The 14,099-nt window shown below is 55.9% G+C and carries 16 protein-coding genes; 11 read left to right on the forward strand and 5 right to left on the reverse strand.

Going from position 1 to position 14,099, the window contains the following annotated elements; translation table 11 throughout:
• Positions 1–280: 280 nt before the first annotated feature.
• The 4 genes from G7K71_RS20095 to G7K71_RS14955 are packed head-to-tail and all read left to right on the forward strand — an operon-like array spanning position 281 to position 2,684.
• Positions 281–724 carry an Rpn family recombination-promoting nuclease/putative transposase gene (locus G7K71_RS20095; protein WP_313884994.1) on the forward strand — a complete coding sequence of 148 codons (444 nt, stop codon included), beginning with the start codon at positions 281–283 and terminating at the stop codon, positions 722–724.
• The gene (locus G7K71_RS20100; RefSeq protein WP_313884995.1) at positions 711–1,238 is read left to right on the forward strand and encodes a hypothetical protein; all 528 of its coding nucleotides are present in this window, start codon (positions 711–713) and stop codon (positions 1,236–1,238) included. Before G7K71_RS20095 ends, G7K71_RS20100 begins: the two co-directional genes overlap by 14 nt.
• A 53-nt stretch (positions 1,239–1,291) precedes the next feature.
• Positions 1,292–2,371, forward strand: coding sequence for a mannose-1-phosphate guanylyltransferase (locus G7K71_RS14950; RefSeq protein WP_313884996.1), 1,080 nt, complete (start codon positions 1,292–1,294; stop codon positions 2,369–2,371).
• Positions 2,361–2,684 carry a hypothetical protein gene (locus tag G7K71_RS14955; RefSeq protein WP_166347958.1) on the forward strand — a complete coding sequence of 108 codons (324 nt, stop codon included), beginning with the start codon at positions 2,361–2,363 and terminating at the stop codon, positions 2,682–2,684. The genes G7K71_RS14950 and G7K71_RS14955 overlap by 11 nt, the downstream gene beginning before the upstream one ends.
• 28 nt (positions 2,685–2,712) lie before the next feature.
• Here G7K71_RS14955 and G7K71_RS14960 read toward each other — a convergent pair whose 3' ends face one another.
• The 3 genes from G7K71_RS14960 to G7K71_RS14970 form a co-directional block, all read right to left on the reverse strand.
• Positions 2,713–2,946, reverse strand: coding sequence for a type II toxin-antitoxin system PemK/MazF family toxin (locus G7K71_RS14960; RefSeq protein WP_166347961.1), 234 nt, complete (start codon positions 2,944–2,946; stop codon positions 2,713–2,715).
• A 355-nt stretch (positions 2,947–3,301) separates the two neighbouring features.
• Positions 3,302–3,622 (reverse strand): DUF5615 family PIN-like protein, encoded by a 321-nt coding sequence (locus G7K71_RS14965; RefSeq protein ID WP_166347964.1) that lies wholly within the window; start codon positions 3,620–3,622, stop codon positions 3,302–3,304.
• Positions 3,619–3,852: a DUF433 domain-containing protein gene (locus G7K71_RS14970; RefSeq protein ID WP_084062154.1), complete on the reverse strand. Its 234-nt coding sequence runs from the start codon at positions 3,850–3,852 to the stop codon at positions 3,619–3,621. Before G7K71_RS14970 ends, G7K71_RS14965 begins: the two co-directional genes overlap by 4 nt.
• A gap of 259 nt (positions 3,853–4,111) precedes the next feature.
• On the opposite strand from G7K71_RS14970, the gene G7K71_RS14975 reads away from it, so the two are divergent.
• Both G7K71_RS14975 and G7K71_RS14985 read left to right on the forward strand, forming a co-directional pair.
• Positions 4,112–4,261: a hypothetical protein gene (locus G7K71_RS14975; RefSeq protein WP_166347968.1), complete on the forward strand. Its 150-nt coding sequence runs from the start codon at positions 4,112–4,114 to the stop codon at positions 4,259–4,261.
• 253 nt (positions 4,262–4,514) lie between these two features.
• Entirely contained in the window at positions 4,515–6,257 is a 1,743-nt protein-coding gene (locus G7K71_RS14985) for an SWIM zinc finger family protein (RefSeq protein WP_166347974.1), read from the forward strand.
• On the opposite strand, the gene G7K71_RS14990 is transcribed toward G7K71_RS14985, so the two are convergent.
• The gene (locus G7K71_RS14990) at positions 6,227–6,520 is read right to left on the reverse strand and encodes a type II toxin-antitoxin system PemK/MazF family toxin (RefSeq protein ID WP_166347977.1); all 294 of its coding nucleotides are present in this window, start codon (positions 6,518–6,520) and stop codon (positions 6,227–6,229) included. The genes G7K71_RS14985 and G7K71_RS14990 overlap by 31 nt on opposite strands.
• Positions 6,521–6,622: 102 nt before the next feature.
• Here G7K71_RS14990 and G7K71_RS14995 point away from each other — a divergent pair, with 102 nt between their 5' ends.
• Complete coding sequence (locus tag G7K71_RS14995; protein ID WP_166347980.1) at positions 6,623–7,183, forward strand: NAD-dependent epimerase/dehydratase family protein; 561 nt, start codon at positions 6,623–6,625, stop codon at positions 7,181–7,183.
• A gap of 184 nt (positions 7,184–7,367) precedes the next feature.
• Positions 7,368–7,739 (forward strand): hypothetical protein, encoded by a 372-nt coding sequence (locus G7K71_RS15000; RefSeq protein WP_313884997.1) that lies wholly within the window; start codon positions 7,368–7,370, stop codon positions 7,737–7,739.
• A 438-nt stretch (positions 7,740–8,177) separates the two neighbouring features.
• Here G7K71_RS15000 and G7K71_RS15005 read toward each other — a convergent pair whose 3' ends face one another.
• The gene (locus G7K71_RS15005) at positions 8,178–8,642 is read right to left on the reverse strand and encodes a DIP1984 family protein (protein WP_166347983.1); all 465 of its coding nucleotides are present in this window, start codon (positions 8,640–8,642) and stop codon (positions 8,178–8,180) included.
• 492 nt (positions 8,643–9,134) lie between these two features.
• On the opposite strand from G7K71_RS15005, the gene G7K71_RS15015 reads away from it, so the two are divergent.
• The 3 genes from G7K71_RS15015 to G7K71_RS15025 are packed head-to-tail and all read left to right on the forward strand — an operon-like array spanning position 9,135 to position 13,938.
• The gene (locus G7K71_RS15015; RefSeq protein ID WP_166347986.1) at positions 9,135–10,337 is read left to right on the forward strand and encodes a PQQ-binding-like beta-propeller repeat protein; all 1,203 of its coding nucleotides are present in this window, start codon (positions 9,135–9,137) and stop codon (positions 10,335–10,337) included.
• Between the two features lie 11 nt (positions 10,338–10,348).
• Positions 10,349–12,013 (forward strand): S-layer homology domain-containing protein, encoded by a 1,665-nt coding sequence (locus G7K71_RS15020; protein WP_166347989.1) that lies wholly within the window; start codon positions 10,349–10,351, stop codon positions 12,011–12,013.
• A 41-nt stretch (positions 12,014–12,054) separates the two neighbouring features.
• On the forward strand, positions 12,055–13,938 hold the full coding sequence (locus G7K71_RS15025) for a M48 family metallopeptidase (protein ID WP_166347992.1): 1,884 nt from the start codon (positions 12,055–12,057) through the stop codon (positions 13,936–13,938).
• The last annotated feature ends 161 nt before the right edge of the window (positions 13,939–14,099 follow it).

A 14,099-nucleotide genomic window follows, 5' to 3' on the forward strand; every position in this document is an offset into this window, starting at 1 on the left:
GAGCTGCTTGAATGCCAGTAGCTGGAGGTGGGTTGAATATCCTGCAGAGCGCCAACGTTGGTACCAAATGAAACAGACGGCAATGAGCGGGTGGATAAAGGAATGGCTGAATGAACTGGGGATCGAACTAATGAAAAAAGCAATTACCGCCCACCCCCAGGTGGAAGATTTCCAGTGGGAGTTTTAGCCGGGGGATGCCGGCAAGCAGAATGACCGCTTCTTGAAACCCTTCTGAACCTGAGGTAAACTGTAACCAGAAAGAATATAAGGAGACGGCTCGATGACTGAAAATCAGATCGACCATGACCGCCTGTTTAAAGAATTGCTGGAAACATTTTTCGCCGAATTCATGGAGTTGTTCTTTCCGGAAGCCGCCCGATCCATAGACCTGACACAGATCAGGTTTCTCCAGCAAGAAATCTTCACCGATGTTACAGCCGGTGACAGACACAAAGTGGACATTCTGGTGGAAACCAGTCTCAAGGGCCAGCCCGGTTTGATTCTGGTGCACATTGAACCGCAATCGTATGTGCAAAAGAATTTTAACGAGCGGATGTTTATTTACTTCAGCCGGTTATACGAGAAGTACCGGCGGAAAATATTACCGGTGGCCGTGTTCGGCTACGACCGGGTACGGGATGAACCGGACAGTTTCGGGATTGCCTTTCCCTTTCCTGGATGTCCTGAATTTCCGGTTTTACAAGCTGGAGTTGAAAAAACTTGACTGGCGGGAGTACATACATAGTGATAATCCGGTAGCAGCGGCGTTGTTGAGCAAAATGGGCTTCAGGCCGGAAGAAAGGGTGCGCGTAAAGCTGGAATTCCTGCGCATGCTGGCACGGATGAAACTGGACCCGGCGCGGATGGAACTGCTGGCCGTTTTTTTCGAGACCTACCTGAAGCTGAACCGCGAGGAAGAAGAACAACTTTACCGGGAATTGGGTAAAATGGACAAAAAGGAGGTTGACGCCATTATGCAAATAACCACCAGCTGGCATGAAAAAGGCCGTGCGGAAGGCCGTGCCGAAGGCCGTGTGGAAGGGCGTGTGGAGAAAGCGCGGGAAATCATTTGTAAATATCTGTCCCGTAAGTTTGGGGATAAGTCGGCCGGCTTGCAGCAAAAGGTCTGGCGGATGACCGATTTAGAAACGCTGGACTATATCCTGGAGCAGCTGTTCGCCGCCAGCACTCTGGAAGAAGCTCGGGTCATCATCAATAACGGCGTTAGAGAGCGATAAAGACCGGGGTAAGGACTGCACAAAGCGGTGTATGCCCCGCCGTACGGGGGGATGTGTTTTTGTTTTATGCCGTAATTATGGCCGGTGGGGCGGGGGAGCGCTTCTGGCCCCTCTCCCGGCGGGATAGACCCAAGCAGTTCCTCTCCCTGGTGGGGGAGCGCACCATGCTGCAGCTGACCTTTGACCGGCTGGCAGGGTTGGTACCGCCGGAGAACGTGTTGGTCGTTACCGGTGTCAATTATATCGAAACCGTGCGCCGGCAGTTGCCGGAGATTCCGCCGGAAAACATTGTGGCCGAACCGTGCGGCCGGGATACGGCGGCCGCCGTGGGTCTGGGAGCCCTCCATGTTTTGCGAAAGGACCCCCGGGGGATAATGGCGGTGCTGCCTGCCGACCATTACATTGCCTATGTACAGCGGTTTCAATCGGTGCTGCAGGCGGGAGTATCCCTGGCGGCCGGCGGCCAGTGGCTGGTAACCATGGGCATTACCCCCACCCGGCCGGACACGGGATACGGGTACATATGCCAGGGAGAGTTGCTCGAATACCATGAAGACATACCAGTTTACCGGGTGGTAAGGTTCACGGAAAAGCCGGGGCCGGAAAAGGCCCGCCAGTTTCTGGCCGCGGGGTGTTACCTGTGGAACAGCGGGATGTTTATCTGGCGGGCTGATTTAATTTACCGGTTGATTGAGGAACACCTGCCGGCCCTGGCGGCCGGACTGGCGGAAATAGGGCGGGCCATGAACCGCGGCTCCTGCCGGGAAGTCTTATCCCGTGTGTATCCCGGCCTGCCGAAGGTTTCCATTGATTACGGGGTCATGGAAAAGGCCCCCAACGTGCTGGTCCTGCCGGGTGACTTCGGCTGGGACGACGTGGGTTCCTGGCCGGCCCTGGAGCGGTGCCGGGAAACGGAGGAAAACGGCAACGTGATCGAGGCGCGGGGGGTTTTTCTGGAAACCCGCAACAGCATCATCCACGCCCCCGGCAGGCTGGTGGCCACCCTGGGGGTGGAGAACCTGGTAGTGGTGGACGACGGGGAGTGCCTGCTGGTGTGCCGCAAGGATCGCGCCCAGGAGCTGAAGCGTCTCACCGCCGCCCTCAAGGAAGCGGGTCTCGAAGATGCTTTATAGGGAAGGCCCTGCCTTCCCTATAGTTTCCCCGCCGGCATGTTTATCCAACTACCTTTTGGGGCGACATGCCGGGGCCGCTGAAAAAGAACGGCCGGAAGACGCCATAGCGTTGTACAAAGAGCTGGTGGAAGAGGCCATCGGCCGCCGTCAGCGCGGGGCCTACCGGGAAGCCGCAGGCTACCTGTGCCGGATTAAAACTCTCTGCCAGCGCACCGGCGCGCAGGAGGAATGGGAAGATTACCTCGCCGCGTTGAGGAGAAAATATGTCCGTTTTCCGGCGCTTCAGGAAGAGCTGGACGGAGCGGGGTTGTAAAAACGGGGCGAACTGTATTGTTCCTTAATTACACTGGCGAAAAATCCTTTGGTAATCCGGAAATCTCTTTACTTAAGAAAACTTCGGTGGCGTATACCTTTCTTCCGGGCTTAAAAGAGGTTATCGGCAGTATGGTAACCACCGGCAACGACTGGTTAACTTCTTCGGCGGACACCACCAGCGCCGGGCGTTTTCCGCCCTGTTCGGAACCCGCAACCGGGTCCAGACTCACCCAAAAAATACGCCAGCGGTACGTCACCATTCCGGTATCAACCTCGCCGTTTCGGCGTCGGCATTTCGATAGGAGTTCCCCATGACGAACTTACGTTCACTCCATAATGAATGAAAATAGGCGCAGTCTTTGTGATATTACCGTCAAGCCAAACTGCCGCGAAAGGGTCGGTTTACCACTGGAGCCTGGAAAGCCCGTGTAGGAGTTTGACCCTGAGCGCCTTGTAGGCACCATTAATTGTTGCTGCCGGTAAGGTAAGCACGCGAGGGAAAGTCTTTAACGTTTAAGGCGCTTATGGCCGGGCTGGCGGAAATAGTGCGGTTTATGTATGAAAGAAAGAATCTCCTATCGCGCGGTTTCCTTTAGCCAAACACTCTGTACATTATCACGCATAACAACTATGCGTCCCCGGCCATTCATCTTCCCGAAACTGATTAATAGCCCTGAGCACGCGCTCATGAATTTTCTTACGATTTGGCTGACGAAGCCGAACGATTATGATGCCATAATGCCGTTCGCTGCGCTTGTTCACAAACCCTTTATCTGTAGTAATAAGCAGGCATTTCAGGCGCAGAACAATTTTCCAAAGATCTCGATCGGCAATTCCTTCTTTTGGCGTTCCCCGGTGATCAAAAACTTCGTGACCCAATTCCCGCAGGACTTGAACTGTTCGCGATGGGATATTTTCATCTACATAAATTTTCATGATTGCGACATAACCTCAATGGGGGTGATCTGTTCTTCAGCGAGTAAAGCCGCATATTCGAGGCAGGCCAGAATATCCTCCCTTTGCAGGGTTGGATATTCCGCCAGCAATTCTTCAATGGTATCTCCATTCGCCATCATAGCGATAATTTGATGCACAGGAATACGGGTTCCTTTTATGCAGGCCTGACCGTGACAAACAGCCGGGTCAATTGAAATACGCTCAATCATTTCCAACACCTCCTGCTCAACTAAGCCTTAAACAACTCTTCCCGGTTCCCCTGGAGGATACTGGCGATCATCTATAGTTATTTTTACATGCATTATAAGGTAAAAAACCTTGTAAATCAATATCCCGTCTGGAATCGTCCTCAAACCGTACGATGTCGTCTTCCGCCAGTTTCCTGCCTGTTTGGCAAGAGACAACTGCACCTCGAAATGTTGACATTTGGAAAAGGTAATGGCTAAAATCGTACCAACAGGTAAGATCTTGCTGCAGACCATCCCTGTCATCCTGGGGGGTGAAGCGGCCCGGGAACAAAGGGAGGTGGACCTGGAAAAGCGCGCAGCGATCCATGCCCTGGTGAACGGTCAGCAGGAAGCATCACCGGGGAACCGGGGGCGGCAATCTGCCTGGTAACCGCAGATATACTGTTGCAGAGCTGCTTGAATGCCAATAGCAGGAGGTGGGTGAATACCCTGCAGAGCACCAACGTTGGTACCAAAAGAAACAGGCAGCAATGACCGGGTGGATAAAGGAATGGCTGAATGAACTGGGGATCGAACCCGTAGAAAGAAAAGCTTAGATACATGCTAATAGCCGTGGAGAAGGCGGTTGTTCTACTATAGGCAACTTCTATGAGTTTGTCCAAATCCTGAAAGGTAGTGTGGCCGTGACTGGAAGAAAGAGCAAAACAAAGAAGGATAATTTGCCGCGACTAACCGAATCCCACATCCGCGACATGGCGGACCCTCAGAGTTTTGAGCGCGGCAGGAACTATTATAATGATGGAGCTATCATAGACCCCGTCCGCCAGGGGATGGAACTGCGCGGGGAATGTAGCGGTTCCCGGTACCAGCCATACAGGGTCAGGGTCAGGTTTAGCGATAAAGGCATTGTGGAAGCTTCCTGCACCTGCCCCCGGGGCGGGTTCTGCAAGCACATCGTGGCCCTGTTGCTTGCCTATGTCCATGAGCCGGAATCATTCCGGGAACTGACACCTCTGGAGGAAATGCTTGCCCGGCTGAGCAAGGAAGAGCTTATATCTTTAATTAGTGAGATGATTGAACGGGAACCGTCCTTGCTGGTCCTGGTGGAACTGTCGGCGTCCGCGGCCCGGGGGCATGTGGATGCGGCATCGTGCCGCCGGCAGGCGTTACGTGTGCTGCGGCATGAGGATCCGCTCCTTATCGAAGCGGATTTACGGGGAATGCTTGACATGGCCGAACGTATGGCCGCAAAAGAAGACTGGTTCGGCGCGGGTACGGTTTGCCATGCCCTGTTGAGCGTGCTGTCATCCGAATATGAGGATATTCAGTTCATGGACGAGGAGGGGGACATCGCGGTTGTTGCCGGCGATTGCGCCGAACTTTTGGGCGAGTGTCTGGCCCAGGGACGGGTTGACGCCCGCACGCGGCGGGAGTGGCTGCAGACGCTGCTGGAAGCCGAACTGGCCGACATCAGGCTGGGCGGTATTGATTTTGCGTCCGGCGCCTTTGACGTCATTCTGGAGCATGCCACCGAAGAGGAATGGACCGTACTCGAGGAACGAATACGTGAGGCCATGGGGGAAAGCAATGACTGGAAGAAGGAAATGCTGGTCAGGATGCTTGTCTCCTGGCGGGAGAAGCACGGCCGGCATGAAGAAGCAGGCGATATCGTCCGCGAACTGGGTACCCCGGAACAGCGCATGCTGTGGTTGGTCAGGGACGGAAAACCGGCTGAGGCTGTGGCCATTGCGCGGCAGCATTGCCTGGATAAACCCGGCTTGATTACCAGGCTTGCCGGTGAGCTGGTGGAAGCCGGCGCCCGGGAACAGGCCGTAACCCTGCTGACCGAACTGGCGGAGGGGGCTGACTCCCACTGGAGATATGTGGAATGGCTGGCGGAATATTACCTGGTACACGGAGATTGGGAAGCGGCCTTGAAGTGGCAGCGCAGGGTTTTTCTCCAGAACCCACGGGTTAAATCGTTCATAGACCTGGAATATATTAGTAAAAAGCTTGGTGTTTGGGAACAGGTGCGCTCCGAAGTACTGCACACTCCGGAGATCGAGAAAATGCCGCACGTGTTGCTTGAAATCGCCCTGCATGAGGGCGACGTGACGAGAGCGCTGGAGTTATTGCCCCGGGCTTCCGGTTGGGGATGGCGTAATTACAAGGAGAAGGTGGCCGGGGCCGCTGAAAAAGAACGGCCGGAAGACGCCATAGCGTTGTACAAAGAGCTGGTGGAAGAGGCCATCGGCCGCCGTCAGCGCGGGGCCTACCGGGAAGCCGCAGGCTACCTGTGCCGGATTAAAACTCTCTGCCAGCGCACCGGCGCGCAGGAGAACTGGGAAGATTACTTCGCCGCGTTGAGGAGAAAATATGCCCGTTTTCCGGCGCTTCAGGAAGAGCTGGACGGAGCGGGGTTATAAAAACGGGACGAACTGTATTGTTCCTTAATTACACTGGCGAAAAATCCTTTGGGTAATCCGGAAATCTCTTTACTTAAGAAAACTTCGGTGGCGTATACCTTTCTTCCGGGCTTAAAAGAGGTTATCGGCAGTATGGTAACCACCGGCAACGACTGGTTAACTTCTTCGGCGGACACCACCAGCGCCGGGCGTTTTCCGCCCTGTTCGGAACCCGCAACCGGGTCCAGACTCACCCAAAAAATACGCCAGCGGTACGTCACCATTCCGGTATCAACCTCGCCGTTTCGGCGTCGGCATTTCGATAGGAGTGGTAAATTCAAAAAGGGCGACGGTGCAGAAGTGGTAATTTAAGGGAGCGTGGATAAATGCACATTCTGGTCACCGGTGGGGCCGGTTACATCGGCAGCCATACAGTTCAGGAACTTTTGCGGGCGGGGTATCGGGTGACGGTGCTGGACAATCTTTCCCGGGGCCACATGGCGGTGGCGCAGGTGCTTGATGGTGCGGAATTCGTCTGGGGGGACATTGCCGACCGTGAACTGGTGGTGGGGCTGGTGAGATCGCGCGGCATTCAGGCCGTGCTTCACTTTGCAGCCCTGAGCCTGGTGGGGGAGTCAATGGCCGAGCCGTCCCTTTATTACCATAACAACGTGGTTAAGGGCCTGTCTCTCCTGGAGGCGGCGCGGGAGGCGGAAGTTCCCTGCTTCATTTTTTCTTCCACCGCCGCCGTCTACGGCGAGCCGGTACAGGTGCCCATTGAGGAAGACCACCCCCTGGCTCCTACCAACCCCTATGGTGCCACCTGGTGCTGGTGGCCTCCTCCCGGCGTATCAGGGAAGAGCTGGACTGGCGCCCCGTTACGGCGACGTGGAAACCATCGTCCGCACGGCCTGGGAGTGGCACCGGCGGCATCCAGAGGACTATGAAGGTGGGACTTGAGGCGGGTTTTCATGATTGACCTGGCCGTGTAAAATTTAAGCAGGTACCAGAAGGAGAATGACCGTGCTTCTTGAAACCCTTCTGGACCTGATGTAAACTTTAACCAGAAAGAATATAAGGAGACAGCTCGATGACTGAAAATCAGATCGACCGAAACTGGACCCGGCGCGGATGGAACTGCTGGCCGTTTTTTTCGAGACCTACCTGAAGCTGAACCGCGAGGAAGAAGAACAACTTTACCGTGAATTGGGTAAAATGGACAAAAAGGAGGTTGACGCCATTATGCAAATAACCACCAGCTGGCATGAAAAAGGCCGTGCGGAAGGCCGTGTGGAAGGGCGTGTGGAGAAAGCGCGGGAAATCATTTGTAAATATCTGTCCCGTAAGTTTGGGGATAAGTCGGCCGGCTTGCAGCAAAAGGTCGAGCGGATGACCGATTTAGAAACGCTGGACTATATCCTGGAGCAGCTGTTTGCCGCCAGCACCCTGGAAGAAGCTCGGGTCATCATCAATAACGGCGTTAAAGGAGATAAACTGCCTTAAGAAATATTAGTGGGGGGGCTTCCCCATATTTGGCCCTGGACCGTGACCATAAATGGGGATTATTCAGTGACCAATAATGCCCCTTTTTAGGAAAACGACAGAGCCGGATTTTTATTGGACACGGACTTTTTGATTGATTTAATATCCTGTGTTCTAAAAAAATGCCGGACTCTTGGAGACGCATGCTTCGCACCTGTTAAATAGGTACCCTCTATCCCGCCCTCACCAAAGAGATTGCTGCCGGCATGTGGTTATAAGCTTTACCCGCTACCCGGTACTCGTGTACCCATTACCCGGTACGCATTCACCGGTATCCTGCAGGGACCTCACCCCTGAGAAGTTAACGGAGACGCGCGTCAGCGCGGCTACGGCCGGATATAGCACCTCCGACGGGGAGATGCCCTCAGCAGCTCCCACCTCTGGTTACACCTGAAATTTTTATTCGTTCAATTCGGTTGTCCAGTTCACCGCCTGGATGGCCGTATCAAGTTCCCGGTACGCCTTGGCCAGGGCGTCGGCTTCGCGCCGCCACCGGGCTACATCTATCGTGGGCTGGAACTTAACCTCGGAACGGGTTATTCGCCAACTATCACGATCAGGTGCGGCTGCATCAACCAGATCCGTAACCAGTTTCTGGCGCAACTTGAGCATGTCGCGATGCACGATGGCTTCCATTAATGTCGGCCCGTCAGGGAGCTTAGCCTGCAGGTTGGTACGGTTTATTGCCACCACCAGTGTCTCCAGACGGCGGGTCAACTTCTCAATTTCGGCCATCAAGTCTTCCGGGCGCTCCGCCGGCAGGTCACCCTCCTGCACCCGGGCATCCTTGAAGGCGCGCTCTCTTAACGCAGCAATCTGCTCCTTTATACTTTTACGCTCCAAAAGTGCCTCCGCCAACTTCATTGTTACCATCTCCTTCCCTGATAGAATTAGACACAGGAAAAGAGATGAAAGTTCCTTAAAATTTAATATTTTCATATCGAGGAACGCTGGCAAGCTTTTCATGATTTTTGCGTTTTTATCCCGCATACCATTGCCCGCCTTTCGGAAAAATGTTACAATAATGCCGCGAAAGAGCCCAGTCAGGGCCTTTTACCGCAAGCATCCAAGGGGGGGTGAAATGGTGAAGGCGGCACTTGCAGAGATCGCCGCTACCGGCGAAAAAAAATACACCTACGCTGACTATTGTAAGCTCCCCGAGGGGGCACCCTACCAGCTCATTGGAGGTGAATTAGTCGTGACGCCTGCCCCGGGGAATTACCACCAGACTCTGTGTTCGTGCCCTTAAAAAACGCCGGACTCCTGGAGACGCCGCTGGCCGCGGCGGAGCTTGCGGTATCCGGGTGGTGATTGGTAACGCTGGGGAAATGACTGAACCAGTAAAAGGTGGTCGGCATGTGTGGAGTACCGAAGCAATTATTAGCCCGGCTTGTCCTTGGGCTGCTTATCTTTCATCTAATTGTTCCTTCTCCCGCCCGGGCCGCCCAGAAGCTGACCGTCTATTCCCCGGCCGAACAGAAGGGGAAACCGGCGCAGTTTATCTGGCAGTTGTCCGGGGTGGGCCGCCTTTCGGGGGACATAATGGTTGGCCCCAACGGCCTTTTATACCTCCCCGTGGGCAACAAACTGGCGGCGGTGGACACCCGGGGGCGGGTGGTCTGGGAGGCGGCCGGTCCGGCGGGAGGAAGGATGGGCCGGCCGGTTTTCGGTCCCGCCGGTTCTATTTTTTTACCGGGGAGTACCGTGGTGCAGGAAATAAAAATGAACGGGGCGGCGGGATGGAGTTTCAGTGCCTTCCAGGGTTCCACGGCATCCGGGCCTGCCTGGTTGTCTTCAGGTCCGCGGGGTTACCTTTACCTGCCCCTGCCTGCGGCATTGTACGCCGTGGACACCATTGGCCGGTATAAATGGGCGTTGTTACACTGGGATGCCGGCGATCTGTACCGGGCCGTCCCCCTTAAAGACCGGGCAATTGACGGTTGTGCCGGCGACGAGCGGGCGGTATACGTGGTTTGCAGCCGCAGGCAGGCTGGATCGACCCTGCTGGCTGTGGACGGTGCCGGGAAAATCCTCTGGCGTTACTGGCTGGGAGAGATAAAGGAGGTCCATCTGGTTCCGGGAGGCGACGGCGTTCTCTATGCAACGGTTAATCCGTCGAAACTCGACAAGTTGAATAAAGGGAAGGTATATGCTTTCCGGCCGGAGGACAGCGGCCGGCCCGCCTGGAGCCAGACCATACCCTTCGACGACCTGACCGCTCCGGTTCTTTCCCCGGATAAAACCCTTTATTTTACTGCCGGGGGACGCATTTATGCCCTGGATGCTCAAACCGGGCAGCAAAAATGGTACCAGCCGCTCTTGAATCTGATTTCAGCCCCGGCGGTGGACGGCAGGCGGGACAGGATTTATGCCGGAACTTCCGACAAACGCCTGCTGGCGGTCGGCGCCGGAGGGCGGTTGATCTGGGACCTGGAGCTGGACGGGGCCGTCAGCAGGCCGCCGCTTGTGGGCCCGGACGGTTACCTGTACGTAGTCACCGCCAAAGGGAGCTTGTACAAAATACTGGATGCCGGCAATTCCTGGCGCCTGTTCAAGTAGGTGTTCCTGATATGAGGCGATTTCATTTCCAGTTTGTCCTGCTGATGGCGGGAATTATTACAGGGATTATGTTTATTTTGCCTCCCCGGGTGGCAGCGGGGGAGTCGGCCGGAACAGAATGGTTTAAGGATATACGGAACCACTGGGCCAGAAGCCACATCCTGCGCCTGGCCGCCCTGGATCTGGTCCGGGGTTATCCCGATGCCACCTACCGGCCCCAGCGCCCCCTCACCCGGCTGGAGCTGGTGGCCCTGGTGATGCGGGTGGGCGATTTCGAAAAGGCCGCGGCAGAGGCGGCCCGCCGGGAAACCCGGAGACGCACCGTTGAGGATTCCGGCACGCCTTCGCCTGCTGGAAGTCCTATCCCCCGGGTTCCCTGGGGCCAGGATTCCTTTACCCTGGCAGTAAAAAAGGAATTTTTGCCCCCGGAGTGGGTGGCTTCCTTTAATCCGGATAAACCGGTAACCCGGGCCGAAGTGGCCGCTTTACTGGCCCGGAGTTTTTACCTGGCCGTACCGGAAGAGGGAGGCACTTCCGGCAGTGCTCCTTCCACCGGCGTCTTTCCCGATATCGACCGGGCACCCGCCCTGTACCAACCCTACATCCGGGCCGTGGCCGCAGCCGGGATCATGTCCGGGTATTCCGACGGCACTTTCCGTCCCGCCCACATATTGAACCGCGCTGAAATGGCGGTCATTCTTTCCAGCCTGCTGGACCGCAACTGGGTTAAAGTGCCGGCGGGCCGTCGGCTGGAGGGTTGGGTTTCCAATGTGCGTATGGACCCGAAAGGCCTGGAACTGGAGCTCACCTCCCTGGTCGGGGTGCAGAAGTTGCGGGTAAGTCCAGATTATCATTGCTTCGCCGACGGCAGGGAATGCACGCTGCTCCAGGCCGGCAATCACCGGGTGGAAGTTATCCTGGACGGCCGCCGGCAGGTGCGCTGGGTCAACCTGCTGGAGAAACGGAAGACAGCAGGTAATACAGAGAAAGTAACCGGTTCGGTGAAGTCCGTAGTCCTGGGTGAAGATAACCTGCTGGTATTGAACGATTTGAACTGCGAGGATCGTATTTTTTCTCTGGCCTGGGATGCGGTGCTGGTGGGGAAAAAGGCCAAGCAGGATTTCCGCTCCCTCAAACCGGGCGACTTCGTGGAAGTGGAGCTTGACGGCGGCCAGGTAAAGCGGGTTACCCTGCTCGAGGTGAAAAAAATCTCGGGTACCGTAGGTACACTCACCAGCAAAACGCTGGGGCTGCTGGGCAGGTCCGGCCAGAAGGGCAACCCGGATCGCTTCGATTACTGGGACCGGGCCAGGATAGTGGACAGGGAAGACCGGCGCGCCGGGGGCGTTATGCGGGGAGACCGGGTGGAAATTACCTACCTTGATCCCATCCCCGGGGAGATTCAGGACGAACGGGTGCTTCAAATTAAGATAACCTCCCGTCCCAGCCTGAAAAAACAAACGGGCAAACTGCAGGCCATCAAAACAACTGGAGGGACTTACCGCATTATCCTGGAAAAGGACAAGGAGTATGATGTGGACCCCGCGGTGAGGGTAACTGATCCCTCGGGCAACAGAATTGCCTTTTCCGACCTGGACCGGTACATCAAATCCCGGGTCGAGTTGTGGTTGGATGGAGCCGGCGTGGTTATGGAGATCCGGATTGCAGGTGAATAGCATACTTCGCACCTGTTAAAAGGAGGCAATCCAACAGAATAATGAAGGTCAATAAAGCTGAGGAACTTGTTTCAAAAGGTAGAGAGTTCCTGGAGAAGGGCGACTTCCGGGCCGCGGAAAAGGCCTTTGCCGCAGCCCTGGAAGAAGACGACGCTATACCCGTACGCAACAACCTGGCGCTGGCCGTCTTTATGGCCGGGGAGCCCCGGCGCGCCCTTGAGATTCTGGAACCGTACCTGGACCCGGAAAAGGAAGATGCCGGGGCGAATCCCTTTACCTACGCCCTGGCCGCCAGGATTCACCGCTCCCTGGGCCAGGAGGAGCAGGCCCGCCGGCGGCTGCAGCAGGCCGCGCGGAGCTTTGAGAAGGGATTGTCGGAACTGCGCCGAAGCCTGGGACAGGTCCCATATTCATTCCGGGAGTACACGGTGACCATCATGCTGGCGGCCGCCGACCTGGGAGATCACCGGCAGGTGTTCGAACTTTACCGCCGCTGGGAACCTTACCATGTTTCCTGGGAAAACAAATTTCTGGCCGCGGTGGCCTGCTTCAACCTGGGCCGCTACAAGCGGGCCGCAACCCTGTGGTCTTCCATAGCACAGGTGTCCAGGCTGTTTTCCGGCATGCAGCAGGTGGCCTTCCTGGTGGAGCGGGGCGTCATCCCGCCCTTTGAGATGAGCTACGAACGCTATTCCATGGAAAAAATGCAGGAAATGATGGAAGAGGCCGCGACCAGCGAGGAAGCGCGCCGACGGTACACCCAGGACGGCTTTTTCCGCATGATGCTGCTTGCCTGGCTGCTGGAGGGGGATAGCTCCAAAAATGCCGCCCAGGGGGTATATACCCTGGTGTATTACGGCGGCGAATGGGGCGAAAAGCTGGGGCGGCAGGTGCTGGAATACCCCGGGTTTTCTCCCTCCCTGAAATTTGCAGCAGTAGACGCCCTCATGGCCAGGGGCATCCTGCGGGAAGGCGAGCCCGTTCCCATGTTTATCGACGGGGAGCGGCGGCTGGTGGAGATCAAAAAGACCCCCGTTTTGATGGAACCGGACCAGGAGCTGGACAAAATAGTGGACCGGGCGATTAAGTTGCGGGACGAAGGGAAAATAGACGCAGCTGTGGAGCTGCTGCGGGGTCTCCACCGGGAGGGGAAGCTCTACCCCCGGGCGATGATGACCCTTGCCAACCTTCTGCGCCGAAAGGGCGATCTGGATGAGGCTCTAAATATAATGGAAATGCTGGAGGAAATAGACCCGGACAACCCGGTTTTTCTGTTCAACCTTTCCTCGCTGATGCTGGAAATGGGAGAAATAGAGAAAGCCCGCGAATATTTTAACAGGATCGATAATCCGGAATTTGAGAAAGAGTTTGCCGAAAATTTAAAAATTCTGGAAAGGGAAATAGAGCGCTATGAAAGTGTTATTCGCTTGCCGGAAATGATTATGCAGGCCTATGAGGAAGATGAGCGCCGGAAAATAGAAGAGAAACCCCTGCCTGTGGACGCCTCCCTCTCCCGGGGCTTGAAAAACATGCCCGCCCACTGGCTGGAGGGCGCCTGTATATACTACGGTCTCGAGCCCGCGCGGCAGCGCCGGCAGCGGGAAGAGCAGCTGCGGGAATTTCTCTCCCGCCGCGACAACCTGGAAAAGGAAGTGGGGGAACTGGAAGAGGAAGAAAGGGAACTTTTAAAATATCTTTTGCAGCGGAGCGGCTGGAGCCGGTTGAACGCCGTCACCCGCAAATTCGGCTCTTTAGAAGGGGACGGTTTTTTCTGGCATGAGCGGGAACCGGAATCTTTTCTGGGCTTCCTGTGGTCCCTGGGCCTGGTGATGGTGGGTAAAGCTACGCTGGAAGGGCGCCGCGTCAAGATTGCCACAATCCCCCTGGAACTGCGGCAACCCCTGAAGGAAATACTGGGCATATAACATTTAACTTACGTGGGACTGTTCCTCCAGGTCGGTAATGTACTCCGTTAACAGTTTGCATTTTTCCCGTAACAGCTGACTTTGCGGAGGCGGAACAAGTGAAAAGTGGGACCCCTTGTCCGTTCCGTGCCGGGCGTGTTATTATTTGGATATGACTAGAT

The sequence above is a fragment of the Desulfofundulus sp. TPOSR genome (genome assembly GCF_011393055.1).
GTDB classification, from domain to species: Bacteria; Bacillota; Desulfotomaculia; order Desulfotomaculales; family Desulfovirgulaceae; genus Desulfofundulus; species Desulfofundulus kuznetsovii.